Genomic DNA, 25422 nt, shown 5'->3' on the forward strand with positions numbered 1-25422 from the left:
GAGGTTTCGCTTAGCGGATAGCGCGATGGTTGGGCCCATACAGCGTGCCGTTATACCACGAATAGCCAGACCCCAAGGCGCTCGGTCCAGTGTAGCCGCGCGATGCGACATCCGCACGATAATTGGAATAGGCCTCGTCAGCGCCCATGGCCCATAAGGCGCCGAAACCACCGGGGAAATTGCGCGGATCGGGTGGCGGGGGATTGAGGATTTCCTGCCACCGCGCACGCATGGTCGCACAGGCTTGCGCGCTGCGATGCGCACAGTAGAGATCAACATCGGCCGGACTGCCGGGACCGCGATCTTCGATAGTCCGCAAAGCGAGCCGTCGCAGTGATTCCTCGTTTTCGGCGACCCTTCTGGCGCGCTCGGCCCTGTAGGCTGCGAGGCGTTCTTCGCTACGCTGACCCGCCTCTTGTATAATTGCATTGTTGTACCTGGTGAGACCGTTACGCGCATCCTGATAGGTTGCGAACGGGCCCGCACTCAATTCAACCCACGATGCAGGGCCGCTATTCTGCGGATCGGGCACAAGGATAAAGACAGGCCCGTTCCGCATTCGCGCAAACAGACCCATTGAAGCCGTCGCACGCGCCAGGGTCGGTCGTGGTGTGTTACCGGTAATCGGAATGCCATTTGCATCGGTGCCGGGCGTGTAATACTCGACGCTGCGCACGCCGAAGTCGATCATTTCCCAATCCTGCCAGACCGCCCGTGTGCGGGTATCTACTATACGGTTATCATTCACGGGGCTGGTGGCGATTGCCCAGCTTTCGACACCGTCATTTTCCCACAGCACCCCAGTCAGTGTCCAGGGATTGGCAAACCCTGAAGGCCAATGACCCATCCGGTCGCGCAAATACTCGCCGCCCAGAATTGGGCGGATGCCGCGAACGCCGTTGCCGCCGGCCACAACTTCGCCATCGTCGGAAATCGGCCAATAGAGGCCGCGCGCGGCATCGAGAGGGATCATAAACGCGAAATATGGGGTCTGTTGGCGCAGCGCCGAGCTGTCATTCATCTCGGTCTTGAAAGTGAAATGCAGGTCGTCGAGCATGGGCATCATCAGCGATCCGTCGCGTCCGTATATGCCCCAGGCAATCGTACCGTCCGGCTGGCGATGACGCACAACAATCGCGCCATTCTTCGTCGCCATCACTGGATAGTCAAATAGCGTCAGATAGCGGCTCGGACGCAAATGCGCGGGCGTATAAGCGTGCTGCGGATCATTGTCGGGCAGGCGCATCTGATGCTGTAGCAGCGGATTGGCTTGCAATAGCCGCTCATGCTCAGCTTGCGAAATGACCTCCCGCGGGCGCGAGGAGTCGATGTTCGAAAGAATGGCAACGGCATTCCCTCGCTCGTCGAGCAGAGCGAGTTCGCCGGGTTCTGCATCGGGAAGAATGCCGAGATAATATCCATAGGATGGCGCGTAGCTATGCACCTGCTCCCATTGTCCGCCGCGTTCTTCGAAATAGGCTACCGGGTAAGAGGAGGGCGCGAAATACAGTCCGGAAAGGCCGGAATCGGCTGATTGTCCGGTAAGTAGATCAATCCGCGCAAGCGTTGTATCAGCCGCGCTGCGTCGCGCGTAGGCGACATTGTGGCTCAGCACTAATGTGACTTCGCGCGATGGCGGGACAATCCATTGTAGTTGTCCGCCAACACTCCGCGCCCATCCCTGCAGCACTTCCCCTTCGCGTATCCGTTCGCCATTGATACGCACCGTGCGTCTCGCAGTAAGCCGGTAGGGCTCAAGCCGGTAGCGTATATTGGCTCCGTTTGCGGTGACACCCGAGATCTGGTGCCGTGTACCGAGAGTACTTACGGTGAAATCCCGCTGGTTGATACCCAGCGATTCCTGCGCCCCAGCAGCGACCGGCGTGACACCGTTTAGCGCTATGGCAAGCAGCAGAAGGTGCCAGAATGCCAGCATCTGACGATGCGCGATGAATGCGAACGTCTTTCCTCGATCTTTGGCGAACGAGCCGCCTAATCCGCTACGAGCTGGATTTGGCTTCGATAATCCGGCGAGCTTTACCCCCACAATCACCTCTCCATGACTTGGTCATCGGGCGCTATGCAAGCCGCATCGGTGCTGTTTCGCCTTCTGACTGCTTTTCGAAGACTTGATGGGATCCTTGTATATTGGCCTTTAGATTTGGCAAGCATAGGCGTGAGCCTTGGCCTAGCTGAAAAGACGTCATCCCTTACCCCTTCACTCCCACTCAATCGTCCCCGGCGGCTTTGACGTATAGTCATAGACCACACGGTTGATGCCCTGCACTTCGTTGACGATGCGGGTGGCGACGCCGGTGAGGAAGCTCGCGTCGAAGGGGTAGACGTCCGCCGTCATCCCGTCGGTGCTGGTCACGGCGCGCAGGCCGCATACGCTGTCATAAGTGCGCCCATCGCCCATCACGCCCACGGTCTTCACCGGCAGCAGCACGGCAAAAGCCTGCCAGATCGCGTCATACAGGCCCGCATTGCGGATTTCTTCGAGATAGATCGCGTCCGCCTTGCGCAGGATATCGCAGCGCTCCTTCGTCACTTCGCCGGGGATGCGGATGGCGAGGCCGGGGCCGGGGAAAGGATGGCGGCCAACGAAGATGTCGGGCAGGCCCAGCTCGCGACCCAGTTCGCGGACCTCGTCCTTGAACAGTTCGCGCAAGGGCTCGACCAGCTGCATATTCATGCGTTCGGGCAGGCCGCCGACATTGTGGTGGCTCTTGATCGTGACGCTCGGCCCGCCGGTGAAGCTGACGCTTTCGATCACATCGGGATAGAGCGTCCCCTGCGCGAGGAAGTCCGCGCCGCCGATCTTCTTCGCCTCTTCCTCGAACACATTGATGAATTCGGCACCGATGAACTTGCGCTTCTTTTCGGGGTCGGTTTGCCCAGCGAGGCCTTGCATGAAACGCTCTTCGGCGTCCACCACGACGAGCGGGATGTTGTAATGGTCGCGGAACATGGTTTCGACCTGCTCACGCTCGTTGAGGCGCAAGAGACCGTGATCGACGAAAACGCAGGTCAGCTGGTCGCCGATCGCTTCGTGGATGAGGATCGCTGCAACGGAGGAGTCCACTCCGCCCGATAGCCCGCAGATCACACGCCCCTCGCCCACCTGTTCGCGGATTTCGGCGATCTTGGTCTCGCGATAAGCAGCCATCGTCCAGTCGCCGGCGAGCCCGCAGACCTTGTGCACGAAATTGGCGAGCAGCTTGCCGCCATCGGGCGTGTGGACGACTTCGGGGTGGAACTGCGTCCCGTAATATTTGCGGCTCTCATCGGCGATCACCGCGAATGGCGCGCCGTCGCTGGTGGCGACGATTTCGAAGCCGGGGGCGAACTGCGTCACCTTGTCGCCATGGCTCATCCACACCTGGTGCCGCTCGCCTTCCTTCCACAGGCCGTCGAACAGCGCGCAATCCTTGGTGACAGTGAGGAAGGCGCGGCCAAACTCGCCGCCTTCTCCCGTTTCGTGGCCGGGCCGGACTTCGCCGCCCAATTGGTGGCTCATCACCTGCTGGCCATAGCAAATGCCGAGGATCGGCAGGCCGCTGTCGAACAGCACTTGCGGCGCGCGGGGGGAGCCTTCGTCGGGCACGCTGGCGGGCGAGCCGGAAAGGATGATGCCCTTGGGCTGCATCCGGTGAAACGCCTCTTCGGCAAGGCTGAACGGAGCGATTTCGGAATAGACGCCCGCTTCGCGCACGCGGCGCGCGATCAGCTGGGTGACCTGGCTGCCGAAATCGACGATAAGGATGGAATCAGGGAGATAGTCGTGCTGCATGACGAGCCTCTGCCCAATGCCGCCGCGACTGTCCAGCATGGCGCCAAAAAGCGCTCCAAGGGTTATGTTGAAAAATACGCAACACTTGGCGAATCTTTCGCATTTGAAGAATAATCATGCGAAGCCCATATGCGGCGCACAGGGTCGGTAGCAGCCCGCACCGTCCACGTTTTCTGCCGAAGGATCAACCCAATGCGCACGATCGCAACCCATATCTTTGCCTCGCTTGCAGCTGTCTCGATCAGCTCGACGCTGTTCATCAGCATTCTGTAAGTTTGCGCAGAGCGCAATGCGAAAGGGGCCGCTTCGCTGGTGCGAGGCGGCCCCTTTCGTTTGCTTGATCGCAGGATCAGATACGCGCGAGCAGAGCGTCCATCGCCTCGCGCTGGTCGGCGCTGGCGAATTCGCGCATATCCTGGATGATCCGCCGCGCCTCGGCGTTGCGGCCGTTGGCGATCAGCGCATTGGCATAGTGCCAGCGGATTTGCAGATTGCCCGGTTGCCCTTCCACGGCGCGGCTCAAATGGGTGAGCGCGGGGCCCGCCTGCCCGTTTTCGAGCAACGCCCAGCCCAGCGTGTCGGCAATGCGCGGATCGCGCGGGGCGAGTTCATGCGCGGCGCGCGCACGGCGCAGGGCCTCGGCATTGTCGCCGACGCGCAAGGCGGCATGCGCGGCATTGTTGAGGATCACCGCATCGCTGGTTCCGCCATCGGCGAGCAGCGCGGCGTAGAGGCGCTCGGCCTCTTCGTCTTCGCCGCCCAGCAAGGCTTCTTGCGCGGCCTGCGCACGGACGCCGAAATCCTCGGGGCGCGTTGTGGCAACGCGACGCGAGAAGCGGTCTTCCTCTCCCACGCGCGGCGCCAGTTCGGCAGCGAGCGCGAGCAGTTGCGGCGTCGCGGTGGCGCTGTCGGCGAGCGGGGCGACCAGTTGCCACGCCTCGCGCTCAGACCCTTCCTCCAGCAAAGCGCGGCCGAGCACGGTGCTGCCATGCATATGGCCCGGCTGCGATTGCAGGAAGCGCTCGAGATGCGCGATGGCCTGCGCGGGGAATCCGCGCAGATAGGCCAATTCGCCCATCAACAAGCGGCCCTGCGGGATCTTGCCGATCTCGCCTTCGGCTTGCTGGAGAATCTCCTGCGCTTCGTTCAGATCGCCTTCGGCAAAGGCCAGCTTGGCGTCGAGCAACAAGGCCAGCGGATGGCCGGGCGCGATGGCAAGGATCGTTTCGAGATGCGCATCGGCTTCGTCATTATTGCCCAGGTCAGCGTGCGTTGCGGCGAGCGCGAACAGCGCGGCAAGGCTAGCGGGATGTTCCTCGCGCGCGGTCTCGTAGAAAGCCAGCGCCTCTTCCCAGTCGCCGCGCATAACCCTAAGCTGGCCTGCGAGCATCAGCGCGTCATGGTCAACCGGATCGGCTTCCAGCGCGCGCACCGAATAATCCTTCGCTGCGGTCGGCTGGCGCATGGCAATCGCCATTGCCCCGCGCATGGCGAGCAGGCGGGCATTGTCGGGGAAGGCTTCGATAGCGGCATCGGCGCGGGCAATGGCTTCGTCATTGCGGTCAAGCTCACCCAGTGCACGGATGCTGACCCACTCGGCGAGCGGCCCGGCGGGCCCTGCGGCGGCGCGCTCCAGCGCCAGCTCGAATTCGTCGCGCAGCAGCGCCGCGTGCGCAGCCAATGCGTCGATATCGGCGGGCGGGCTGCCGCTGTCGCGCAGCATCTGGATGACCCGTTCCGCCGCTTCGCCGTCTTCCAGCGCCAGCAACGTGCGGGCGTAGAAGTCGATCACTTCGGGACTGCGGGCTTCTGCATCATTGACGGCTGTCGCCAGAGCGACGCGCGCGGTGCGGTAATCGCGCGCTTCGTAAGCGGCGATGCCATCTGACACAGGATCGCCGCCCAACATTCCGCACGAAGCGAGCGTGAATGCGGCAGCAGTGGCGAGCAGGGTGCGGTGCAATTTCATGCGCGCGTCCTAGCGCAAATGGTTTAAACCTTGGCTAAGATCGGCGGGCGGTCGCAGGCAAAAAGAAAGGGGCGCGGTTCCGCAGAACCACGCCCCTTGCCACTCTCTCTTGCCAGAGAAACTTAGGCAGCAACCTTGCGGCGCTGGCGACGGGCAGCATAGACGCCGCCGAGGCCAAGACCGAAGAGCAGCAGACCAGCCGGAGCCGGAACCGGCGTGCCGGGAACCCGTGCGAGATCGAAATTGATGTCGAAGTGCGACAGCACATTGCCGTGCGGATCGAGGATGTTGAGCCATGCCGAACCGCCGAAATCGCCGGTCTTGTCATTGGTGCCCGGGCCGAATTGGAAGGTGGTGTCACCCGCCAGCGGATCGTTGGGGTTCAGCGTGTAGGTAACGCCGCCAATCGTGATGGTGCCCGATGCGTTGGTGAAATAGTCCTGCGTGCTGGGATCGTATGCGCCGCCACCGGCCTTGTAGTCAAAGCCCGTGCCATTGAGCGTGTCCAGCAGACCGCTGAGCGACAGGTTCAGGGTTGCAACGGTGCCCGAGGGATTGATCGCGGTGCCGGTGAAGGTGCCGGTGCCGGCATCGGTATCAACCGAGAAGCGCGTGCCATCCTGGAACGAGTAGTAACGCTCACAACCGCTGTTCAGCGTATTGGTCCACAGGCCGTGCGGGCAGCTGCCGCCGGTCGCGTTCGTCACGTTGTAATCGATGATGTCGGCCTGCGCCGGTGCGGCGATCATGCCGAGCGATAGAATCGCTGCCGAAAGTGCCAGTTGCTTTTTCATATCCGTTTTCCCGTCACCTGTAGAAATGTGATTCGTTGACTGCTTGTCTGATGCTGGGAAAGCATAGGCGTCCGCTGCAATCCACCTCGCCAAATCCGGTGTCTCAAATCGGCGCAATGGTGCCCGCCAAAGGTTAATCAGTTAATATTTTGCATCATTTTGCAGCCGCGTTACGTCCTCGCGAACAGGGGTGGCTAATGTTGCATGGAGCGCAACACTTATAGACTATTTCGCATTTGAGTAATTTCATTGCGCAGCGTATCTGGTGAGCAACACGCGCACCGAGGGTAAGCGGTGCGCTGTCCCAAACCCCTGAGGTCTCGGCTCCCTCCCCCCTTCCTTGCCGAGGCCGACCTGCAAAATGGCCGTCTCCGCCGCTTTACGAAGCTGCGGGGCGGCCATTTTTCTTAGTTGCTTGGGGTTCGGGTCAGCACTCGACGACGTTGACAGCGAGCCCGCCCTGGCTGGTTTCCTTGTATTTGCTCGACATATCGAGCCCGGTTTGCCGCATGGTCTCGATCACCTGGTCGAGGCTGACGCAAGTCGCCTCGTCGCGGTGGAGCGCCAGCCGCGCCGCGTTCACCGCTTTTACCGCGCCGATGGCGTTGCGCTCGATACAAGGCACTTGCACCAGCCCGCCTACGGGATCGCAGGTGAGGCCAAGATTGTGCTCCATGCCGATTTCCGCCGCGCTGGCGATTTGCGTCGGGCTGCCGCCCCACAGCGCCGCCAAACCGCCCGCCGCCATCGAGCAGGCGACCCCGACCTCGCCCTGACAGCCCATTTCGGCGCCGGAAATCGAGGCGCGTTGCTTGTAGAGCAAACCAATGGCTCCGGCGGTGAGCAGGAAAGTCCGGCGGCTCTCCGTGCAGGCTTGGCCATCGGCGGTCTGGCAATAAAAGCGGATGACCGCCGGGATAATCCCTGCCGCGCCATTGGTGGGTGCGGTCACCACGCGGCCCCCGGCAGCATTCTCCTCGTTCACCGCCATCGCGTAGCAGTTGAGCCAGTCGAACAGCTGCTCGCGCTCGTTCGATTGCGGGCTGGCAGAGAGCTTGGCCCACAATTCGGGCGCGCGGCGGCGGACTTTGAGGCCACCGGGAAGGATGCCGGTTTGCGTAAGACCGCGATCGATGCAGCGATCCATCGCTCCGGCTATCCGGTCGAGCCCCGCCAGCGTCTTGTCCCGCGAGCGCGACGCGTCCTCATTGGCGAGCACCAGCTCGGCGATGGTGAGGCCGGTATCGGCGCACATCGCCAGCAAACCTTCCGCCGAGCCGAAGTCATGCGGCACGCTTTTGCCGGTAGAGATGCGGTCACCCTTCGGCTTACGCTTCAATTGCGCCGCGCTGGCGACGAAGCCACCGCCGGTCGAGTAGTAGGTGTGCTCCAGCAATGCGCCGCCCTCGCCATCATAGGCACGCAGCGTCATGCCATTGGGGTGCAGGTCCGGCTTAATGTGACCTGCGAGGTCAATATCCCGCGCAGCATCGAAAGCGATGGACCGCCGGCCACCGAGCATCAGGCGCTTGTTTCCGGCGATAGTCGCCAAGGCGGCTGCACATTCATCCGGGTCAGCCGTTTCGGGCGCAAAGCCTGCCAAGCCGAGGATCGTCGCGTCGACCGTTCCGTGACCCACCCCTGTCAGCGCCAGCGAGCCTTGCAGCTCGACCTGCACCCTTGCCACTTGCTCCAGCACTTTCGCCTTGGCCAGTGCCGCCACAAACCGCCCCGCAATCCGCATCGGCCCCACCGTGTGCGAGGAGGACGGACCAATACCGATGCGGAAAATGTCGAGCACCGAAAGCATGGCCGCCGCGATGCGCTCCTGCGCCGCAAAAGGCAATATGGTTTCAATCGAAACCGCCCGCACCGCCCCTTGCCTTGGCTGTGGGTAAAACATGGGTTTCGGGTTTGGGATTCGGCCCGCCCGCGCCTATATGATGGGCATGAGTGATACCCCCGAAAATACGCCTGAAAAGCCGCGCCAGAACGGCGAATACTCGTCTGACAGCATCAAGGTTCTCAAAGGCCTTGATGCGGTGCGCAAGCGGCCCGGTATGTATATCGGCGACACCGACGATGGCAGCGGCCTGCACCACATGGTGTTCGAAGTCAGCGACAACGCGATTGACGAGGCGCTGGCAGGGCACTGCGACCTTGTCCTGATCGAGCTGAATGCCGATGGCAGCGTCTCGGTCGAGGATAATGGCCGCGGCATTCCGGTGGACATCCACAAGGAAGAAGGCGTCTCCGCCGCCGAAGTCATCATGACCCAGCTGCACGCGGGCGGAAAGTTCGAAAACACGTCGGACGACAACGCCTACAAGGTGTCGGGCGGCCTGCACGGCGTGGGCGTATCGGTGGTGAACGCGCTGTCCGAATGGCTGGAGCTGGTCATCTGGCGCGACGGCAAAGAGCACTGGATGCGCTTCGAGCATGGCGACGCGGTGGAATCCCTGCGGGTAGTGGGCGATGCTCCGCCGGTCGCATCCAATGGCGATGCGAACGGCCTCAAGAAGGGCACCCGCGTCACCTTCAAGGCGAGCGAAGAGACGTTCAAGAACGTTCTCGAATTCGATTTCGACAAGCTGGAGCACCGCTACCGCGAACTGGCTTTCCTCAATTCGGGCGTGCGCATTCTCATCCGCGACAACCGGCACGAGGAAGTGCTGGAGCACGACCTCTTCTACGAAGGCGGGATCGGCGCGTTTGTGAAATATCTGGATCGCAACAAGCAGGCGCTGGTGCCCGAGCCGATTTCCGTCAGCGCGGAAAAGGACGGGATCGGCATCGATGTCGCGCTGGAATGGAACGACAGCTATTACGAAAACGTCCTCTGCTTCACCAACAACATCCCGCAGCGCGATGGCGGCACGCACCTTGCGGCTTTCCGCGCCGCATTGACGCGCACGCTCAACAATTACGCGCAGTCCTCGGGCCTGATGAAGAACGCCAAGGTCTCGCTTTCGGGCGAGGATATGCGCGAAGGCCTGACCGCGATTGTCAGCGTCAAACTGCCCGATCCCAAATTCGGCAGCCAAACGAAGGACAAACTCGTCAGTTCAGAGGTGCGCCAGCCACTCGAAAGCCTGATGGGCGAGAAGATGACCGAATGGCTGGAGGAAAATCCCGCCGACGCGAAGGCGATCATCCAGAAGATCATCGACGCCGCTGCCGCACGCGAAGCAGCGCGCAAGGCGCGTGAAATGAGCCGCAAGGGCGCGATGAGCGTCGCCAGCCTGCCGGGCAAGCTCTCCGATTGCCGCGAGCGCGATCCGGCGAAGTCCGAAATCTTCCTCGTCGAAGGTGATTCCGCAGGTGGCTCCGCCAAATCGGGCCGCGATTCCAAGTATCAGGCGATCCTGCCATTGAAGGGCAAGATCCTCAACGTGGAGCGCGCGCGGTTTGACCGGATCATAAGCTCCAAGGAAGTCGGCACGCTGATCCAGGCGATGGGCACCGGCCTGCGTGACGAGTTTAATCTCGAAAAGCTGCGCTATCACAAGATCGTCATCATGACCGACGCCGATGTCGACGGCGCGCATATCCGCACGCTGCTGCTGACCTTCTTCCACCGCCAGATGCCCGAAATCATCAAAGCCGGGCACCTGTTCATCGCCCAGCCGCCTTTGTTCAAAGTCGCCAAGGGCAAAAGCGAGGTCTATCTGAAAGACCAAGGCGCGCTCGATCGCTATCTGGTGAGCAATGGCTTGCAGGATCGCGTGCTGGAAACCGCAGGCGGCGCGCGTTCGGGCGCGGACCTCGCCGATCTGGTGGACAAGGCGCTGCTGCTCAAAAACCTGATGGCCTTTGTGCCGCGCAAATATGATACCAATGTGATCGAAGCGATGGCGATGGCGGGCGTGCTCGATCCTGAATTGAGCGATACGCAGCGCAATGAACGGCTCGCCCATGCGGCAGCGCAAATCCAACTGAGCGATGCCGAAGCGCAATGGAGCGCGCACCTCACCGATGATGGCGATGTGCGGTTCGACCGGGTGTGGCGCGGCGTGGCCGATGTCCATCTGATCGACGGCAAGTTCCTCGACAGTGCCGAAGCGCGCAAGCTGCACAAACGCGGCGTGGAACAGGCAGAAACCTATGCCTCGCCCGCAAGGCTGGTGAAATTGGGCAGCGCGGCAGCGGCGCAGCTTGCTGAGGCGGAAGGAGAGGAAGGGGCTGCAGATGCACCCGCTTTCGATCCCAACACCGCGATCACGCGGCCCAGCCAGTTGCTCGAAGCGGTGCTGGCAGCAGGCCGCAAGGGTCTCGCGATCAGCCGTTACAAAGGTCTGGGCGAAATGAATGCCGAACAATTGTGGGAAACCACGCTCGATCCGGCAAACCGCGAATTGCTGCAAGTGAAGGTGGAAGACGCCGACGTAACCGACGAGATTTTCACCCGCCTGATGGGCGATGTCGTCGAGCCGCGCCGCGAGTTTATCCAGGACAATGCGCTGAACGTCGCCAATCTGGATATCTAATCCGCCGCCATCATCGTTTTTAGCTTGGCCAGCGCATCCATCTTTAACTGGTGCACGCGCGGCACGCTGACTTCGAGCACGGCGGCAATTTCGGTGAGGTTCAGTTCCTCGACGAAATAGAGCTGGAGCACCAGTTGCAGCCGCTCGGGCAGCTGCGCCACCGCGTCGCCCAGTCGCTCGTTATCCTGCAAGGCGGCAAGCAGATCGAACGCATCGGGCGCATCGCTCCTGAACGCGGCGTCGCTGTCATGCTCCACCGCGTCGATTGAGGAAATCTGCACCGCCTCGGTATCAAAGGCGGGCAATTCGGCCAGCGGTATACCCAGCGCCTCTGCCAGTTCGGGCGGCGTTGCGGGCCGTCCCAATTGCTGTTCGAGCCGCGCGCGCGCATCCTCCACGCGGCGGCGGCGTTGCACACGCTGGCGGCTTTCGGGCATGGTCTTGCGCACAAGATCGAACATCGCACCACGCACGCGGATCTTGGCATAGGCGGCAAAGCCGTCTTCCCCCGGTCCGTCATGGTTCTGCGCGCATTCGGTGAGCGCGATAAAGCCCGCCTGCATCAGATCATCGACCTCCAGCCCGTCGCACCCGCCGCCATAAATGTGCCACGCGGCCTTTTGCACCATAGGCACGAAGCGGGTTACGCGGTCGGCAACGATATCGCGCTGGCCGTAGGCGGCGGCGAAGGCTTTCTGGTCATGCTTCATGCGGGAACACCTTGGAGATTATTCCGGATTTGCGGGGGTTCGGGCGCGAGCGCCGGTTTGCTCGCGCCGCCGATCACACCTTTGACCGCGACGGGCTGGCTGGCGGGGAGTTCGTTGATCGACAGCACCAGACAATGCGCGCCGCGCTGGCGCAGCAGCGCAGCTATCGCGCGGCGCGCGGGCGGCTGGACAATCAGTGCCAGCCCCGCGCCATCGGTCTGCGCCTCGGCATAGGCGGCCACCTGCTCGCCGATCTGGCGCGCGCAATCGGGCTCGATCATCGGCTGGCCCGTCGCCGGATCGCGCATCCCGCCGATGATCGCGCTTTCCAAATCGCTATCGAGCGTAATGACACCCAGCGTCTCACCCGGCGGGCAAATCTGCCCCACCAGCCAGCCGCCCAGATCAGCGCGGATATGGTCGACCAGCGCGGCGAAATCCTGCGTGCTCTGCAGGCCGATCGCAAGGCTGGAGAAAATCGGCACCGGATTGGCGAGCGAAATCCCGTCCGCCAGCAAGGCGCGCAGCAGCCGGGTCAGCGCGGCGAGGCTCAGCGGATCGGGATAGACCGCCTCGACCAGTCCAGGCGTGGCTTCGCGCAGACCGTCCAGCAGCCCGCGCACTTCCTCCGGCCCCAGCAATTGCTCCGCCCTGTTGCCAAGCAGCTGGCTGACATGGGTGGCGATGACGGTGGGGGCGTCGACCGTGAGGAAGCCCTCGGCAATCGCCAGGTCGCGTTCGGCGGGATTGATCCACAATGCCGGACAGTTGAAACTGGGATCGCGGGTCGGCTCCCCCTGCAAGCCGTGGCGTGGCCCGACATCGCCGGTATCGATGGCGAGCAGCGCATCGGGCCGCGCTTCGGCCCTCGCGATCTCCACCCCGCCAAGGATAATGCGATAGGCATTGGGCGGCAGCTCGAGCGCGTCGCGAATGCGGAATTGCGGCACGACGAAGCCGAAGCTCTGACTCAGTTGCTTGCGGACGCCGGTGATGCGGGTGACGAGCGGCGACCCGCGCGATTCGGCGACGTAATGGACAAGGCCGTAGCCGAGTTCGAGCGTTACCAAAGTTTTGTCGCTGACATCGGCGATGGCGATGCGCTGCGGATCGTCGTCCACCTTCGCTTCCGGTGCAGCCTCGGCTGGGGCAACATAGGTCTTGAGCTTGCGATAGAGCCAGAAGGCGAGCGCAGCAGCGGGCAGGAAGATCATCTGCGGCATGGCGGGCACCAGCCCGATCGCGCCAAGCACGATGGCGACGGGCAGCCAAGTGGACGGATCGCCGAATTGGCGACCGATCTGACCGGTCAGGTCGGACTTGTCGGCAACACGGGTGACGATGGATGCCGCTGCGATGGACAGCAGCAGCGCCGGCACCTGCGCCACCAGCGCGTCGCCCACGGCCAGCGTCACATAGACTTCCGCAGCCTCGGCTGCCGACAGCCCGTGCGCAAGCATACCGAGCGCGAAACCGGCGATCAGGTTGATTCCGAGGATCAGCAGCGCGGCAATCGCATCGCCTTTGACGAATTTGGACGCACCATCCATTGCGCCGTAGAAATCCGCCTCGGTCGCAACTTCAGCGCGGCGCGCCTTGGCCTCGTCCGATGTCATCAGGCCCGCCGCGATATCGGCGTCAATCGCCATCTGCTTGCCGGGCAAGGCATCGAGCGTGAAGCGCGCCGACACTTCGGATACGCGGCCCGCGCCTTTGGTGATGACGACCATGTTGATGATGAGCAGGATCACGAACACGAACAGGCCGACCGCGAAATTGCCGCCGACCAGAAACGCGCCGAAGCTCTCGATCACGTGCCCCGCCGCCGCGCCGCCCTCATGCCCGTTGACGAGCACGATGCGGGTCGAGGCGACGTTCAAGGCGAGGCGCAGCAGCGTTGCGAAGAGCAACACGGTGGGGAAGGACGAGAAGTCGAGCGGCTTGCCCGCATTCAGCGCCGCCATCAGCACGCCGATCGACAGGGCGATGTTGAAGACGAAGAATGCATCAAGCATCAGCGTCGGGATCGGCAGCACCATCATGGCGATCAGCGCGAGAATGCCCGCAGGCAACGCGATCATCGCCGGATTGGGGGCGAAGCGGGTCATCAGATTGCCGATCACAGTCCGAACACCCGCAATTGTGCATAGGCATGGCGCACATGGCCCGCCGCGCGCGGAGAGAGGGCGGAGGAGCCGTCAGCCAGCCCGAAACTGGCGCTGAGCGTCTCGGCCATAGAGGGGCGCGTGGTGGCGGTGGCCGCCAGCGGCAGGCCGGGTGTCCCGAACCCGGTGAAGGGTGGCGGCGCACCGCCCGCATAACCCTGCGCGCCCGTTGCGGCGGCGATCCGCAGGAAGTCGGGCAATTCGCCCGGCGCTGCATTCTGCATCGCGGTTTCCACCTTGTTGCGCAGGAATTGCGCCACTTCCGCCACCGTGCGCGCGCTGCCGTCGCGTTCGTAGAAGATCGCGCGGTTGGCGCGGGCGGCGGCGGGCAGGATGCTGTCCGCCCGCGCATCGGGCGATGTCTGCAATGTGCGCAGGAAGCGCGTTGCGCCGCCTTGGCCGAGGAAATGCGCGAGATAGAGCTCACTCGCATCGGGCTCGCGCCCCAGCACCGGCAGCAGCGCAGCGCGGTTGTCGTTCGCCAAAGCTCCCGCCATGATCGAGGAGGCCTGCGGATCGAAGCGCAGATCCATGATCGTCTCGCGCATCGCCGGATCGCGCACAAAGGCCCGCCCGCCGCGCATCCCGATGGCGTCGGCAAAGGCGCCATAGCCATGCGCGCTACCGTGGCGGTAGAGCGTGTCGAGCCAGGTCTGCTCGATAAACTGGAACAATCCGCTCGCAGTGGAGGTGCGCGCTTCGGCGTCCGGATCCATCGCGGATTCGATTTGCGCTTGTGCCAACAGATAGCCGAAATCGACGCCCGTGCGGTTCGCCGCGGCAGCAATCGCTTGCTCCACCGGAGTGGCCACGCGCGCAGCGGGCGTAATCCCGGCATTGGTAAACGGATCAACCATCGATCAAACCCCTTGCGAAATCGCTCGGGGAGGCACTTTGCAAATGCCGTGCCAGCTCGCGCGGGAGGTCAGCCGCCGATGGCAGTTGGTCGCGAATAAAGACCGGGAGACTGGGTCAACACGTCGAGCCGCGCCGCCACATTCGCGGCAAGCAGATTGCGCAGCTTGCGGTTCACCTCGTTCTGGTGCCGCGCGGCTTCCAGGAGACCGCGACATTCGGCGTCGATCCCGGTGGCATCATGGCCCTCCAGCAGACCGCACAAATCGTTTTTGCCCGTATGCGCGAGAACCAGCGCATCGACATCGAGTCCGGCAAGCGCTTGCCGCTCGTTATCGAGCGCGGCAAGCATTTGCCGCAGCGTGTCGGCCAGAGGTGCAGGCGCGCCCTCGCGCTGTCCAGCTACGCTCATTGGCCACCGCTCAGCATCAGGCGGGCAGCGATAATCGCATCGGTTATCTTGGCCGGAACAATCGGATAGCTGCCATCGCGCAAGGCATTGCGGATTTCGGCGACCCGCTCGGCATCGATACGCGGCGATCCGGCGCTGATTTTTGCCTCGGTGGATACGGTCACGCCCGCTTGCGGCGCGGCCTGCGCCTGCTGCGCACCGGCGCGCACAATGCCGCGTTCCTTGCCCGCCGCAATGTCACGCAGCGGTGCCGAAGGGCTCAGTCTGGTAACGTCATAGGGGGACATCGTCCCTGCTCCTTTTGTGACTATCTGCCCATAGAACGGACGGCGCGCGGCGGATTTAAGGGTGCGGGAAGTTTCGCCTCAATTGAGCGGAATTACCGCCCTTGCAGGTGTGACAAGCTGCGCACGCAATTCGTCGCGCCGCCCTTCGGGCCGCACGCGGATCCAGTCGCCGATCGCGCCATCTTCCAGCGCCTCGCCCTGCTGCACCACCGAAAAGCCTCGCCCCTCAACAGCGATGGCAAGCATTTGCCCGCGTTCGATCACAATGCGCCCGGGTTGCCCCGATTGCCCGCCTACCGATGCGCCAGCAGCCTGCGCGCGCAGCACCGGAACGAAAATTTGCCAGCGTTCCGGCCCCGGGCAGACGACGCGCACCATATCCTGGTTTTGCCCGTACCAGTCGAGTTCGAGCGGCGGCGCGCAATCGGCCAGCCGCAAGCGCCGGTCGACCGGCTGCATCGCGCCGCCAGCCGAACCGGTCGGCACGCCGGTTAAGGCAGCGACGCGGGCATCGATTCGCTGGTGATCGATCAGCCCGCCGGACTGCGCGAAAGCGGCATCGGGCAGAAGGGCAAGGCAGGCGGATACACAAAGGGCAAAGCGGATAGTCATGGTGATGCTCCCAAAAACGGATACGTCCATATCTAAAGCAATTGCTGTGCCAGACCCGGCGGCGCGTCATGCGCGAACACCGCGACGATCTGCGCGCTCCCGGCCTGCTGCACCACCATGCGCGGGGCGTATCCGGCGGCAATGGCGGCTGTGGCCAGTTCCTCGCTGCGGCGCTGCACCGCCTCCCTTTCGGCAAGCGCCGCATAGCTGGCAGTGATCGTCAGATGCTGCCCGTCGCCGCGCCCGGTCGCCCCCAGCCAGTCGGCGAAATCGGGCCCTGCCGGGCCATCGACAAAAATCTCCGCCGCCGCGCCGAAGGCCGGATCGGCATATTCGCGCTCTGCCAACGCCTCCCCCGCATCGGGGCGCAAAGCAGCGGCAGTAAGGATGAACAGCAGCAGCGACATATCAGCGAGCGCCACCAGCCATGCGCGGTCGGTCTGGACAGAAAGCATCGCCTACGCTCCCGCCCGCGCCAAACGCGCCGCCGTGGTCGAGGGGCAACCCTGCTCGACCGTATCGGCGAGCCAGCGCATCAGCGCCTCGCGGTCGGCGTCCTCGTCCTCCCCACGCCGCGCGATCAGCCGGACAACAGGGTAGAACAGCAGATGCGCCAGCAGCAGGCCGTAAAGCGTGGTCACCACCGCTTGCCCGATCCCCGCCATCAGATCGGCCTCTGCCACCGCCGACAGGTTAAGCTGGCTGAGCGCGAAGAGCGTACCCACCATGCCGAAGACGGGCGACAACTCGGCGGCGAGCCTCAGCGGGCCGATGGCCTTTTCGCGCATCGCCAGCCGCTCGCGGCGGAAACGGTCATGCGTTGCCAGCATCGAAGCGAGCGAGCGGTCATGGATCAGCGCGCTGGTCGCTGCGAGGATTTCCTCGTCCGAGGTGTGGCAGGATTGTGCGCGCAGCAGCCCGTCATGCCGGATAATCTCGACATCGCGGGCAATCTCCGCGCGCGCCTGCGGCAGGTCGAAACGCGGGCGCAGCAGGCCGAATAGCGCCGCCATGCTCATGCCGATCTCGCTTCGCCCGCTGCCCAGCACTGTCGCCAGCAGCGTTCCGCCCAAGACGATGGCGAAGCCGGTTGTGTCCCACAAGGCTAGCAGGTTCATGCAAAATCCCTTCTCGAACACACAGAACGTCAGCCGAGCAGCAATCTTCAGGGGGCGGCAGCGATTTGCCGCTTCCGGCAAGCTCTTGCCGCCCTGCCCGCCGCTCCGTCCGTAAACCACCCTCTGCCGCGCAATTGGCACGCTGCTTGCTGATTGCTGTCCGACACAATTCGTGTGCAGCCAATCGGAGGCAGGCAAATGAGCGAAAGATTGTTCGGCATTCACGGCGCAGCGCTGGAACTGCGCTCGCATCGCATGGGCCTGCTCACATCGAACATCGCCAATGCGGCAACGCCGGGATACCAGGCGCGCGACATCGATTTCGCCGCCGCGCTCGATGCACGCATGGGCGGCGCGAGCCGCGCAGACGCGATCAATGCCGCCACCCGTTACCGCGTGCCCACGATGCCCTCGCTCGACGGCAATACGGTGGAGCTGGCGAACGAACAGCTCGCCTTTTCCGAAAACGCGGTCGCCTATTCGGCCTCGCTCGCTTTCCTCAATGGCCGTGTGAACACCGTCACCCGCGCAATCAAGGGGGAGTGACCATGTCCTCAAACAGCGAAGCGATAGGACAAACACGATGAGAAATCCCGAAAGCCTGTTCGGTCTCGTCCAGCGCGGAATGTCCGCGCAGATGATCCGTATGAACACCGCTGCCAGCAATCTGGCGAATGCGGGTTCGGTCTCCTCTTCCGAAGCGGAAACCTACCGCGCGCTGCGCCCGGTGTTCCAAGCCGATCTCGCCCGCGCCGATGGCCTCGCCGGGGTACGCGTATCCGAAGTGCGGCAGAGCGATGTGCTGCCCACCCGCCGCTACGACCCCGACCACCCGCTGGCCGATGCAGAGGGCAATGTGTGGGAAGCCGCCGTCAACGAAAGCGCAGAAATGGTCGAGATCATGGAGGCCGCACGGCAATACCAGAACCTCGTCGAAGCGATGCAGACCGCCAAACAGCTGATGCTGGAAACCCTCAGGAGCAAATGATGAACGCCATTACCACCGCTTTGCCGGATAGTACCCTGCGCACGATCAACGCCGCCGGTGATCCGCCGGTCGCGCGCCAGCCCACTGGCCTTGGCGCGATGGACCAGGGCGATTTCCTCACCCTGATGCTCGCGCAATTGCAGCAGCAGGATCCGCTGGAGCCGGTCGATAACACCGAAATGCTGGCGCAGATGGCGCAGTTCACCGCGCTTGCGGGTACCACCGAAACCAACGCCACTCTGGGCGATATCTCGGCCAAGCTCGATGCGCTGATCGCGGCGCAGCAGGCCGCGACGCCCGCCACCTGATCCCTTTCCGAACCCCCGTCCTCAAGGAGTTACCGCCATGTCGTCTTTCTACACCTCGCTTAGCGGCCTGCGCAATTCGCAGACCGATCTCAACACCATCGCGCACAATATCGCCAATGCCGAAACCACCGGTTTCAAGAAAAGCAGCGTCGAATTTGTCGATCTGGTGGCCAATGGCTCCAACTCCGATCCGGGCAAGACCCAAGGCCTCGGCTCGGCGGTGAGCAGCGTCACGCAGAATTTCTCGCTCGGCGCCATCGACCAGACCGGGCGCGCATTGGATGTGGCAATCGATGGCGACGGCTTCTTCGCCACCCGCAATACCGAGAGCAACCAGATCTTCTTCACCCGAAACGGCAATTTCACTTTGAGCCCGACGGGTGCGCTCTTCACCAGCGGCGACCAGCAGCTGCAGATGTTCCCGGTCGATGCCACCGGCACCGTCACCAGCACCGCCAGCACTATCGATGCCACCGTCCCGCTGACCAATCCCGCCGGAGCCGATCTGACCAATGTCACGATTGAAAAGAACGGCATTATCAACGCCGCCTATGGCGATGGCTCGATCACGCCGGTGGGCCGCTTGGCGCTGGCGACTTTCACCGCGCCGGCGGGCCTGCGCGCCGTGGGTGCGACCAATTGGGAAAACACCGGTTCCTCCGGCGCTCCGGTTTACGAGCTGCCATCCAATGGCCGTGGCGGCGCGCTGCTGTCGGGCGCGCTAGAGCGTTCCAACGTCGATATCGCGGAGGAAATGGTCGGCCTCATCACCGCCCAGCGCAATTTCCAGGCCAATGCCCGCGCCATCGATACCGCCACCCAGTTCTCGCAGACGATCATCAACCTGCGCAACTAACAAGCCTGACACGCCAGCCTAGGGAGACCGCCCGATGGACCGCATGATCTATATCGCGCTCACCGGCATGAATGCCGCAATGGATCGCCAGCGGGCAATCGCCAGCAATCTGGCGAATGCCAATACCACCGGCTTTCGCGCCGAGACCTTCGCCACCACGCCGATGCACATTCGCGGCAGCCACTTCAATGTGCGCGGCCTGGCGCAAGGCGCGGTGCGCGGGGCGGATTTCTCGCAAGGCACCGTCACGCCAACGGGGCGCGATCTGGATATCGCGGTGAACGGCAGCGCCTTCATGGCGATGCAGGCCGCCGATGGCAGCGAAGTCTATTCGCGGCGCGGCGATCTGGTAATCGACACCGCCGGGCGGCTGGTAAATGGCGAGGGGCTGCAAGTGCTGGGGATGGCGGGGCCGATTGCCGTTCCGCCCGGCTGGCAGGTCAGCTTCGGCAGCGACGGCACCGTCTACGCCGCCGATCCCGCCGCTCCCGATGCCGAACCCGAAGAGGTCGGCCGCATCAAACTCGCCAGCGCCGAAGGCAGCACGCTGGTGAAGGGGTTGGACAACCAATTGCGTGTGCCCGACGGCGGAATTTTGCCCGCCGATCCCACCGCCACCATCACTCCCGGCGCATTGGAATCGAGCAATGTCGATACTGCCGGAACGCTGGTGGAGATGATCGAAGCACAGCGCGCGTTCGAACGCCGTGTGCAGCTCATATCCACCGCCGAACAACTCGATCAGGCGAGTTCGCGCCTGATGTCGCTGAGCTAATCCACGAAAGGGAACACCATGCCCACATCAGCACTCCACGTCGCCCGCACCGGGCTGGAAGCGCAGGATACGCGGATGCGCGTCATCGCGCACAATCTCGCCAATATCGGCACCACCGGCTTCAAGCGCGACCGCGCCAATTTCGAAACGCTCGCCTATGACGATGCCCGCGTGGCAGGCCAGCGTTCGAGCGGGGAGACCGCCTATGCGATCGGCCTCAATCTTGGCACCGGCGTGTCGGTGCAGGGCACGACGCGCATCGACACGCAGGGCACTTTGTCGACCACAGGCAACACGCTTGACCTCGCGCTTGATGGCGACGGCTTCTTCCAGGTCGAGCTTCCCGGCGGGCAGACCGCTTACACCCGCGCAGGCAACTTCACCCTCTCGGCAGAAGGCCAACTGGTGACCGCGCAAGGCTATGCCGTGCAGCCTGCGATCCAGGTTCCTGCCGGAGCGCAGGCGATCTCCATCGCGCCCGATGGCACGGTGACCGCGATTGTCGATGGCGATGCGACACCCGCCGAACTTGGCCAGATCAATATCGCCAGCTTCGTCAATCCGGCAGGATTGCAAGCGACGGGCGACAATCTGCTGCTCGAAACCGCAGCCAGCGGCGCGGCTGATGTCGGCACGGCGGGGCAGAACGGGCGCGGGCAGATCCGGCAGGGGATGCTGGAAGCCTCCAACGTCAATGTCGTCGAGGAACTGGTCGAAATGATCGAGGCGCAGCGCGCTTACGAGATCAATTCCAAGATGATCAGCGCGGTCGACGAAATGCTGCGCAACGCCAACCAGACGCTTTGAGCCTAGCCAAGTGAGGATTTTACTCATGACCACCCCGCTCCTTCGCTTCGGCGCAGTCATACTCTCCGCTGCAACGCTTTCGGCCTGCGCCATGGAAGGCGGTCGCCCACGCGAAGGCTTTGCCGCCGCGCTGCCACCGCCCCCGCGCGAATTTGCCCCCAGCAATGGCGCGATCTTCCAGCCGGAGCTGGGCTATGCCGCGCTGCACGAAGGCACCCGCGCCCGCCGCGTGGGCGATCTTGTCACCGTGGTGCTGGTCGAAAACCTCTCCAGCAACAAGACGACATCGGCCTCCACCGACCGCGATGGCGGCATCAATCTGACCCCGCCCACCGCAGGTCTGCTCGGATTTCTTGGGCCCGACAACCTTAATGCCGACAACCAATCGTCGTTCAATGGGCAAGGGCGCGCTTCGCAGCGCAGCACGCTCAGCGGCACGATCACGGTCACCGTCGCCGAAGTGCGCCCCAACGGCACCGCGCTGGTGGTAGGAGAACGACAGATGGCACTAAGCCAGGGCGATGAATGGGTGCAGTTCGCAGGGATCCTGCGGCTGGCCGATATCGACAGCGACAACCGCATCGTCTCCAGCCGCATCGCCGATGCGCAGATCGTCTATGGCGGGCAAGGCGCCATCCAGCAGGCGAGCCGCCCCGGCTGGCTCGGCCGCTTCTTCAACATGATCAGCCCGTTCTGAGGGGAATGACGATGCCGATGCTGCAAGCCATTGCCCGCACTCTCCTCCCCCGCTTGCGGGGGAGGCCGGGAGGGGGACTGTCTCCTTCGATTTCACCTTCTTACACGCCCTCCCCCGGCCCCTCCCGCAGGCGGGAGGGGAGTATTTGGGCAGCTTTGCTTTGCGTGCTGATGATTGTTGTCTCCACCCCCGCCGAAGCGCAGCGGGTGCGCGATCTGGGCACCTTTGACGGCGTGCGCCCCAACCAGCTCACCGGCTACGGCATCGTTGTCGGGCTGGACGGCACGGGCGATGACAACTTCGAATATGTGACCGAGGCGATGCGCGGCACTGCCGGGCGCATGGGGCTGACACTGCCGCCGGGTGTCTCGCCCGGCCTGCGCAATGCCGCCGCCGTCATCATCACCGCCGAACTGCCCGCGTTCGCCAAGCCGGGGCAGACCATTGACGTGACCGTCTCTACCATCGGCCGTGCGCGCTCCTTGCGCGGCGGTTCGCTGGTGCTCGCCCCGCTGATCGGCGCGGACGGGCAGATTTACGCGATGGCGCAGGGCAATCTGGCGGTTGGCGGGCTTGGCGTATCGGGCCGCGATGGCTCGCAGCTTACCGTCAATGTCCCCACCGTGGGCCGTATTGCCGATGGCGCGACGGTGGAGCGCGATGTCGCCACCGGCTTTACCGACAATGGCGAGCTGCGTTTCAACCTTCACAATGCCGATTTCCAGACGGCAGCGCGGATGCGCGATGCGATCAATGCCCGCTTCCCAGGCGCGGCGCGGATTATCGACGGCGTGACGCTTTCCATCGTCATGCCCTTTGGCAGCGATGTGCGCTCGGAAATGATCGCCGAGATCGAGATGATCGAAGTGACCCCTGCCGAAAGCCCCGCGCGGGTGATCGTCAACAGCCGCACCGGCACGGTGGTGATCAACTCGGCGGTCAGGCTCTATCCCGCCGCGATCAGCCATGGCCGGTTGATTGTGCGCATCAATGAAGACCCCGCGATCATCCAGCCCGCACCCTTCTCCCGTGGCGCCACCGCGCAGGAAGAAGCGAGCGAAATCACACTGGAGGAAGAAGGCAGCCGCGTCGCTCTTTTGCAGGGCGGAGCGAACCTGTCCGAAGTGGTCGACGCGCTCAATATGCTGGGCGTGGGCGCTTCCGATCTGGTGGTCATTCTCGAAGCGCTGAAGCAGGCAGGCGCCTTGCAGGCGGAAATGGTGGTGCTGTGACCCCGATTGCCGCCTCCACCCCGCTTGCGCCGAGTTCTGCCAGCGCCCAGACCGCCAGCGTCCAGCCCGTCTCCAGCGAGCTGCGCGAGGCGGCAGAGGCGTTTGAAGCGATCTTCATTCGCCAATTGCTGGCGAGCGCGCGCGCGGCCAATTTCGGCGGCGAGCCGCTGCTGGGTGGCCCCGGCCTCGAACAGTTTACCGCGATGCGCGACGAGCATTTCGCCGACATCGCATCGCAAGCCGGTGCCTTCCGCTTGGCCGACGCCATCGAACGACAGCTTTCCGCCTTCGTCCATCACGGGGAGGCCGGGCCATGATGGCGATGCTCCAGATCGGCAAGTCAGGTGTGATGACCGCGCGCGCCGCGCTCGACACCACCGCGCAGAATATCGCCAATGCCGGGAACGAGGATTACGCCCGCCGTTCGGTTACGGTGGAGGAAGTCGCCACCAGCGGGCAGATCGGTCGCCAGGGCGGCTCTGCCCTTGCCGGAGTGCGCGTGGCCGAAATCAGCCGCTCGACGTCGATTTTCCTGCAAAGCGAAGCACGCCGCAGCGCCGCCGATCTGGCCCGCGCCGATGCCGAACTCGTGGGGCTGCGCAACGCCGAAACCGCTGTCGAGCAATCGGGGCTTTACGCATCCATCGTCGATTTCGAAGCCGCCTTGTCGCGCCTCGCCACCGATCCGCTGGGCGGGGCCTTGCGCAATGCGGTGGTAGAAGAAGCGCGCCGCGTGGCGCAGACCTTCCAAGTGGCGGACAACAGCCTCGGTATTGCAGAAGCGGAAATCCGCTTCGAAACCGAGGGCGAAGCTGCCCTTGTCAATGTGCTCGCCGCCGATCTGGCGCGCACCAATACCGGCATTGCCCGCGCGCTTCCCGGCAGTTCCAACATGGCGGTGCTGCTCGACCAGCGCGATGCCCTGCTCAAGGATTTGACCGGACTGACCGGCGGTACGAGCAGTTTCGACAGTCTTGGCCGCGCCATCGTGCAGATTGACGGGAGCGATCTGGTGACGGGCAGCGATGCCTTCACCTTCGCCGCCACCGAGCAAGCCGATGGCAGCTTTGCCTTCACCGTTGATGGGACCGGCGTCGCGCTCGCCTCGGGCACGCTCCTGGGCCGCTCGCAGGCTGGTGCAGCCGTGAACGCTGCGCGCGCCGGGCTGGATGCGCTCGCCAGCGGGTTCGCGACGCTCGCGAATGACACGCAGGCCAGCGGCATAGCCAAGGATGGCAGCCCGGGTGCGCCGATGTTCAGCGGCAGCACGGCGGGCACGATCACCATGGTGCTGGCGAATGGAGACGCGCTGGCGACCGCGCCTGCCGGAGCCGCAGCGGGCAGCCGCGATATCGGCAATCTTCAAGCCTTCCGCGAGGCGCTCGCCAATGGCGGGCCTGCCGCGCAAACCGACGCGCTGCTGTTCGGTCTTTCGAGCGCGATCAGCACCCGCAGCGCCACACGCGATGCCTTACGCACGATTGCCGACACCGCACAGACCGCGCTGAGCGCCGAGACCGGTGTCGATCTCGATCAGGAGGCGGCCAATCTCGTCCGCTTGCAGCAGGCGTTTGAAGCCAATGGCCGCGTGATCCAGGTGGCAGCGGATATTTTCGACACCTTGCTGGGAATGGGCCGATGACCTTGATCACCAATGCCAGCCTCGCCTTTTACCGCCGCTCGCAGGCGCAGATGGGCGATCTGCGCGCGCAGGCCGAGGCTTTGCAGGGCCAGCTATCCAGCGGCGAGCGGCTGGCGCGCTCGTCAGACGACCCCGCCGCCGCCTCGCGCTTGCGGACACTCGGGCGGATGGAGCAGCTTGCCGGTATCGATGCCGAGAACGCACGCCGCACGGCAGAAGATCTGGAGCTGGCAGGCAGCGCGCTCGAAAGCATCGGGGCCGACCTGATCCGCGCGCGCGAGCTTGCCATCTGGGCAGGCAGCAACACGCTGGGCGACGAGCAGCGCCGCGCGATTGCCGATGAAATCGACCAGCTGCGCCAGAATATCCTCGCGCTGGCCAATAGTCCGGGCAGCAGCGGCGACCCGCTGTTTGGCGGCCAGTCGGATAGCGCGCCCTATGTGACCGATGCCAGCGGCGCGATTGTCTATACCGGCACCGCGCAGGCGGACGTGATCGATCTGGGGCCGGGCCAAAGCGTCGTTCGCGGGCTGACCGGGCCGGAATTCCTCGCTTTCAATGTGGGTGGCACGCCGACCGACGCCTTCGCTTATCTTGCCACGCTTGCCGAAACCATCCGCACTGCCGCCGATCCTGCGACTGCCGCGCGCGACGCCATCGGCGGGCTCGACAGCGCGCTCGACACGCTGACCCGCGCGCAGACCATAGCAGGCGCGCGCGTTGCATGGCTCGACGTGGTGCAAGAACGCCAGCTTGACCAGTCGCTCAGCCGTAACCAGCAAATCGCCGATACCGGCGGCGTCGAGTTCGCCTCCACCATTGCCGAATTGCAGCAAATGCTGACCGTGCTCGAAGCCAGCCAGGCCAGCTTTGCCCGTCTCTCCAATCTCAGCCTGTTTCGCCAGATTTAGCCGA

General features: G+C 63.8%; 26 protein-coding genes. 12 read left to right on the plus strand and 14 right to left on the minus strand.

Annotated elements, in window-relative coordinates:
* Positions 1-10: 10 nt before the first annotated feature.
* From ACS0VV_RS12745 to ACS0VV_RS12770, 6 genes are all read right to left on the minus strand, one after another.
* Positions 11-1936, minus strand: coding sequence for a hypothetical protein (locus ACS0VV_RS12745; protein WP_483533066.1), 1926 nt, complete (start codon positions 1934-1936; stop codon positions 11-13).
* A 282-nt stretch (positions 1937-2218) separates the two neighbouring features.
* A complete protein-coding gene (gene guaA / locus ACS0VV_RS12750) occupies positions 2219-3793 on the minus strand; it encodes a glutamine-hydrolyzing GMP synthase (protein ID WP_483533551.1) in 1575 nt (524 codons plus the stop codon).
* Positions 3794-3855: 62 nt separating this feature from the next.
* Positions 3856-4053, minus strand: coding sequence for a hypothetical protein (locus ACS0VV_RS12755; RefSeq protein ID WP_483533067.1), 198 nt, complete (start codon positions 4051-4053; stop codon positions 3856-3858).
* A gap of 89 nt (positions 4054-4142) precedes the next feature.
* The gene (locus ACS0VV_RS12760) at positions 4143-5762 is read right to left on the minus strand and encodes a tetratricopeptide repeat protein (protein WP_483533068.1); all 1620 of its coding nucleotides are present in this window, start codon (positions 5760-5762) and stop codon (positions 4143-4145) included.
* A gap of 122 nt (positions 5763-5884) precedes the next feature.
* Complete coding sequence (locus ACS0VV_RS12765) at positions 5885-6556, minus strand: PEP-CTERM sorting domain-containing protein (RefSeq protein ID WP_483533069.1); 672 nt, start codon at positions 6554-6556, stop codon at positions 5885-5887.
* A gap of 427 nt (positions 6557-6983) precedes the next feature.
* The gene (locus ACS0VV_RS12770) at positions 6984-8366 is read right to left on the minus strand and encodes an L-serine ammonia-lyase (protein WP_483533070.1); all 1383 of its coding nucleotides are present in this window, start codon (positions 8364-8366) and stop codon (positions 6984-6986) included.
* A gap of 139 nt (positions 8367-8505) precedes the next feature.
* On the opposite strand from ACS0VV_RS12770, the gene gyrB reads away from it, so the two are divergent.
* Positions 8506-11043 carry a DNA topoisomerase (ATP-hydrolyzing) subunit B gene (gyrB, locus tag ACS0VV_RS12775; RefSeq protein ID WP_483533071.1) on the plus strand — a complete coding sequence of 846 codons (2538 nt, stop codon included), beginning with the start codon at positions 8506-8508 and terminating at the stop codon, positions 11041-11043.
* Here the strand turns inward: gyrB and ACS0VV_RS12780 are convergent.
* The 8 genes from ACS0VV_RS12780 to ACS0VV_RS12815 all read right to left on the minus strand — a co-directional run bounded on the left by ACS0VV_RS12780 (position 11040) and on the right by ACS0VV_RS12815 (position 17202).
* On the minus strand, positions 11040-11753 hold the full coding sequence (locus ACS0VV_RS12780) for a sigma-70 family RNA polymerase sigma factor (RefSeq protein WP_483533072.1): 714 nt from the start codon (positions 11751-11753) through the stop codon (positions 11040-11042). The two genes, gyrB and ACS0VV_RS12780, sit on opposite strands and share 4 nt — an antisense overlap.
* Positions 11750-13861: a flagellar biosynthesis protein FlhA gene (locus tag ACS0VV_RS12785; protein WP_483533073.1), complete on the minus strand. Its 2112-nt coding sequence runs from the start codon at positions 13859-13861 to the stop codon at positions 11750-11752. The genes ACS0VV_RS12780 and ACS0VV_RS12785 overlap by 4 nt, the downstream gene beginning before the upstream one ends.
* 11 nt (positions 13862-13872) lie before the next feature.
* Positions 13873-14775 carry a transglycosylase SLT domain-containing protein gene (locus tag ACS0VV_RS12790; protein WP_483533074.1) on the minus strand — a complete coding sequence of 301 codons (903 nt, stop codon included), beginning with the start codon at positions 14773-14775 and terminating at the stop codon, positions 13873-13875.
* Between the two features lie 68 nt (positions 14776-14843).
* The gene (locus tag ACS0VV_RS12795) at positions 14844-15185 is read right to left on the minus strand and encodes a flagellar protein FlgN (protein WP_483533075.1); all 342 of its coding nucleotides are present in this window, start codon (positions 15183-15185) and stop codon (positions 14844-14846) included.
* Positions 15182-15472 (minus strand): flagellar biosynthesis anti-sigma factor FlgM, encoded by a 291-nt coding sequence (locus ACS0VV_RS12800; RefSeq protein ID WP_483533076.1) that lies wholly within the window; start codon positions 15470-15472, stop codon positions 15182-15184. Before ACS0VV_RS12800 ends, ACS0VV_RS12795 begins: the two co-directional genes overlap by 4 nt.
* 78 nt (positions 15473-15550) lie before the next feature.
* Complete coding sequence (locus ACS0VV_RS12805) at positions 15551-16084, minus strand: flagella basal body P-ring formation protein FlgA (RefSeq protein WP_483533077.1); 534 nt, start codon at positions 16082-16084, stop codon at positions 15551-15553.
* A 32-nt stretch (positions 16085-16116) separates the two neighbouring features.
* Positions 16117-16539: a hypothetical protein gene (locus ACS0VV_RS12810; protein ID WP_483533078.1), complete on the minus strand. Its 423-nt coding sequence runs from the start codon at positions 16537-16539 to the stop codon at positions 16117-16119.
* Positions 16540-16542: 3 nt separating this feature from the next.
* Complete coding sequence (locus tag ACS0VV_RS12815) at positions 16543-17202, minus strand: MotA/TolQ/ExbB proton channel family protein (protein ID WP_483533079.1); 660 nt, start codon at positions 17200-17202, stop codon at positions 16543-16545.
* 198 nt (positions 17203-17400) lie between these two features.
* Between ACS0VV_RS12815 and flgB the strand changes: the two genes are divergently transcribed.
* The 11 genes from flgB (at position 17401) to ACS0VV_RS12870 (ending at position 25418) form a co-directional block, all read left to right on the plus strand.
* Positions 17401-17748 carry a flagellar basal body rod protein FlgB gene (flgB, locus tag ACS0VV_RS12820; RefSeq protein ID WP_483533080.1) on the plus strand — a complete coding sequence of 116 codons (348 nt, stop codon included), beginning with the start codon at positions 17401-17403 and terminating at the stop codon, positions 17746-17748.
* Positions 17749-17785: 37 nt separating this feature from the next.
* Positions 17786-18190: a flagellar basal body rod protein FlgC gene (flgC, locus tag ACS0VV_RS12825; protein ID WP_483533081.1), complete on the plus strand. Its 405-nt coding sequence runs from the start codon at positions 17786-17788 to the stop codon at positions 18188-18190.
* The gene (locus ACS0VV_RS12830; RefSeq protein WP_483533082.1) at positions 18190-18498 is read left to right on the plus strand and encodes a flagellar hook assembly protein FlgD; all 309 of its coding nucleotides are present in this window, start codon (positions 18190-18192) and stop codon (positions 18496-18498) included. Before flgC ends, ACS0VV_RS12830 begins: the two co-directional genes overlap by 1 nt.
* Positions 18499-18535: 37 nt before the next feature.
* Positions 18536-19354 carry a flagellar hook-basal body protein gene (locus ACS0VV_RS12835; protein ID WP_483533083.1) on the plus strand — a complete coding sequence of 273 codons (819 nt, stop codon included), beginning with the start codon at positions 18536-18538 and terminating at the stop codon, positions 19352-19354.
* 34 nt (positions 19355-19388) lie between these two features.
* Entirely contained in the window at positions 19389-20129 is a 741-nt protein-coding gene (locus ACS0VV_RS12840) for a flagellar basal body rod protein FlgF (protein ID WP_483533084.1), read from the plus strand.
* Positions 20130-20147: 18 nt separating this feature from the next.
* A complete protein-coding gene (gene flgG / locus ACS0VV_RS12845) occupies positions 20148-20936 on the plus strand; it encodes a flagellar basal-body rod protein FlgG (RefSeq protein ID WP_483533085.1) in 789 nt (262 codons plus the stop codon).
* A 25-nt stretch (positions 20937-20961) separates the two neighbouring features.
* Positions 20962-21633, plus strand: coding sequence for a flagellar basal body L-ring protein FlgH (locus ACS0VV_RS12850; RefSeq protein ID WP_483533086.1), 672 nt, complete (start codon positions 20962-20964; stop codon positions 21631-21633).
* Positions 21634-21803: 170 nt separating this feature from the next.
* Complete coding sequence (locus ACS0VV_RS12855; protein WP_483533552.1) at positions 21804-22865, plus strand: flagellar basal body P-ring protein FlgI; 1062 nt, start codon at positions 21804-21806, stop codon at positions 22863-22865.
* Entirely contained in the window at positions 22862-23182 is a 321-nt protein-coding gene (locus ACS0VV_RS12860) for a rod-binding protein (protein ID WP_483533087.1), read from the plus strand. The genes ACS0VV_RS12855 and ACS0VV_RS12860 overlap by 4 nt, the downstream gene beginning before the upstream one ends.
* Positions 23179-24507 (plus strand): flagellar hook-associated protein FlgK, encoded by a 1329-nt coding sequence (flgK, locus tag ACS0VV_RS12865; RefSeq protein ID WP_483533088.1) that lies wholly within the window; start codon positions 23179-23181, stop codon positions 24505-24507. The genes ACS0VV_RS12860 and flgK overlap by 4 nt, the downstream gene beginning before the upstream one ends.
* Positions 24504-25418 (plus strand): flagellin N-terminal helical domain-containing protein, encoded by a 915-nt coding sequence (locus ACS0VV_RS12870; RefSeq protein ID WP_483533089.1) that lies wholly within the window; start codon positions 24504-24506, stop codon positions 25416-25418. Before flgK ends, ACS0VV_RS12870 begins: the two co-directional genes overlap by 4 nt.
* The last annotated feature ends 4 nt before the right edge of the window (positions 25419-25422 follow it).

Source organism: Aurantiacibacter sp. KMU-128 (assembly GCF_056933515.1).

Bases quoted from the DNA above. Each gene is read 5' to 3' on its own strand.
- ACS0VV_RS12745 (WP_483533066.1), bottom strand. From the start codon at position 1,936: ATGCTGGCATTCTGGCACCTTCTGCTGCTTGCCATAGCGCTAAACGGT.
- guaA (WP_483533551.1), bottom strand. From the start codon at position 3,793: ATGCAGCACGACTATCTCCCTGATTCCATCCTTATCGTCGATTTCGGC.
- ACS0VV_RS12755 (WP_483533067.1), bottom strand. From the start codon at position 4,053: ATGAACAGCGTCGAGCTGATCGAGACAGCTGCAAGCGAGGCAAAGATA.
- ACS0VV_RS12760 (WP_483533068.1), bottom strand. From the start codon at position 5,762: ATGAAATTGCACCGCACCCTGCTCGCCACTGCTGCCGCATTCACGCTC.
- ACS0VV_RS12765 (WP_483533069.1), bottom strand. From the start codon at position 6,556: ATGAAAAAGCAACTGGCACTTTCGGCAGCGATTCTATCGCTCGGCATG.
- ACS0VV_RS12770 (WP_483533070.1), bottom strand. From the start codon at position 8,366: ATGCTTTCGGTGCTCGACATTTTCCGCATCGGTATTGGTCCGTCCTCC.
- gyrB (WP_483533071.1), top strand. From the start codon at position 8,506: ATGAGTGATACCCCCGAAAATACGCCTGAAAAGCCGCGCCAGAACGGC.
- ACS0VV_RS12780 (WP_483533072.1), bottom strand. From the start codon at position 11,753: ATGAAGCATGACCAGAAAGCCTTCGCCGCCGCCTACGGCCAGCGCGAT.
- ACS0VV_RS12785 (WP_483533073.1), bottom strand. From the start codon at position 13,861: ATGACCCGCTTCGCCCCCAATCCGGCGATGATCGCGTTGCCTGCGGGC.
- ACS0VV_RS12790 (WP_483533074.1), bottom strand. From the start codon at position 14,775: ATGGTTGATCCGTTTACCAATGCCGGGATTACGCCCGCTGCGCGCGTG.
- ACS0VV_RS12795 (WP_483533075.1), bottom strand. From the start codon at position 15,185: ATGAGCGTAGCTGGACAGCGCGAGGGCGCGCCTGCACCTCTGGCCGAC.
- ACS0VV_RS12800 (WP_483533076.1), bottom strand. From the start codon at position 15,472: ATGTCCCCCTATGACGTTACCAGACTGAGCCCTTCGGCACCGCTGCGT.
- ACS0VV_RS12805 (WP_483533077.1), bottom strand. From the start codon at position 16,084: ATGACTATCCGCTTTGCCCTTTGTGTATCCGCCTGCCTTGCCCTTCTG.
- ACS0VV_RS12810 (WP_483533078.1), bottom strand. From the start codon at position 16,539: ATGCTTTCTGTCCAGACCGACCGCGCATGGCTGGTGGCGCTCGCTGAT.
- ACS0VV_RS12815 (WP_483533079.1), bottom strand. From the start codon at position 17,202: ATGAACCTGCTAGCCTTGTGGGACACAACCGGCTTCGCCATCGTCTTG.
- flgB (WP_483533080.1), top strand. From the start codon at position 17,401: ATGAGCGAAAGATTGTTCGGCATTCACGGCGCAGCGCTGGAACTGCGC.
- flgC (WP_483533081.1), top strand. From the start codon at position 17,786: ATGAGAAATCCCGAAAGCCTGTTCGGTCTCGTCCAGCGCGGAATGTCC.
- ACS0VV_RS12830 (WP_483533082.1), top strand. From the start codon at position 18,190: ATGAACGCCATTACCACCGCTTTGCCGGATAGTACCCTGCGCACGATC.
- ACS0VV_RS12835 (WP_483533083.1), top strand. From the start codon at position 18,536: ATGTCGTCTTTCTACACCTCGCTTAGCGGCCTGCGCAATTCGCAGACC.
- ACS0VV_RS12840 (WP_483533084.1), top strand. From the start codon at position 19,389: ATGGACCGCATGATCTATATCGCGCTCACCGGCATGAATGCCGCAATG.
- flgG (WP_483533085.1), top strand. From the start codon at position 20,148: ATGCCCACATCAGCACTCCACGTCGCCCGCACCGGGCTGGAAGCGCAG.
- ACS0VV_RS12850 (WP_483533086.1), top strand. From the start codon at position 20,962: ATGACCACCCCGCTCCTTCGCTTCGGCGCAGTCATACTCTCCGCTGCA.
- ACS0VV_RS12855 (WP_483533552.1), top strand. From the start codon at position 21,804: ATGATTGTTGTCTCCACCCCCGCCGAAGCGCAGCGGGTGCGCGATCTG.
- flgK (WP_483533088.1), top strand. From the start codon at position 23,179: ATGATGGCGATGCTCCAGATCGGCAAGTCAGGTGTGATGACCGCGCGC.
- ACS0VV_RS12870 (WP_483533089.1), top strand. From the start codon at position 24,504: ATGACCTTGATCACCAATGCCAGCCTCGCCTTTTACCGCCGCTCGCAG.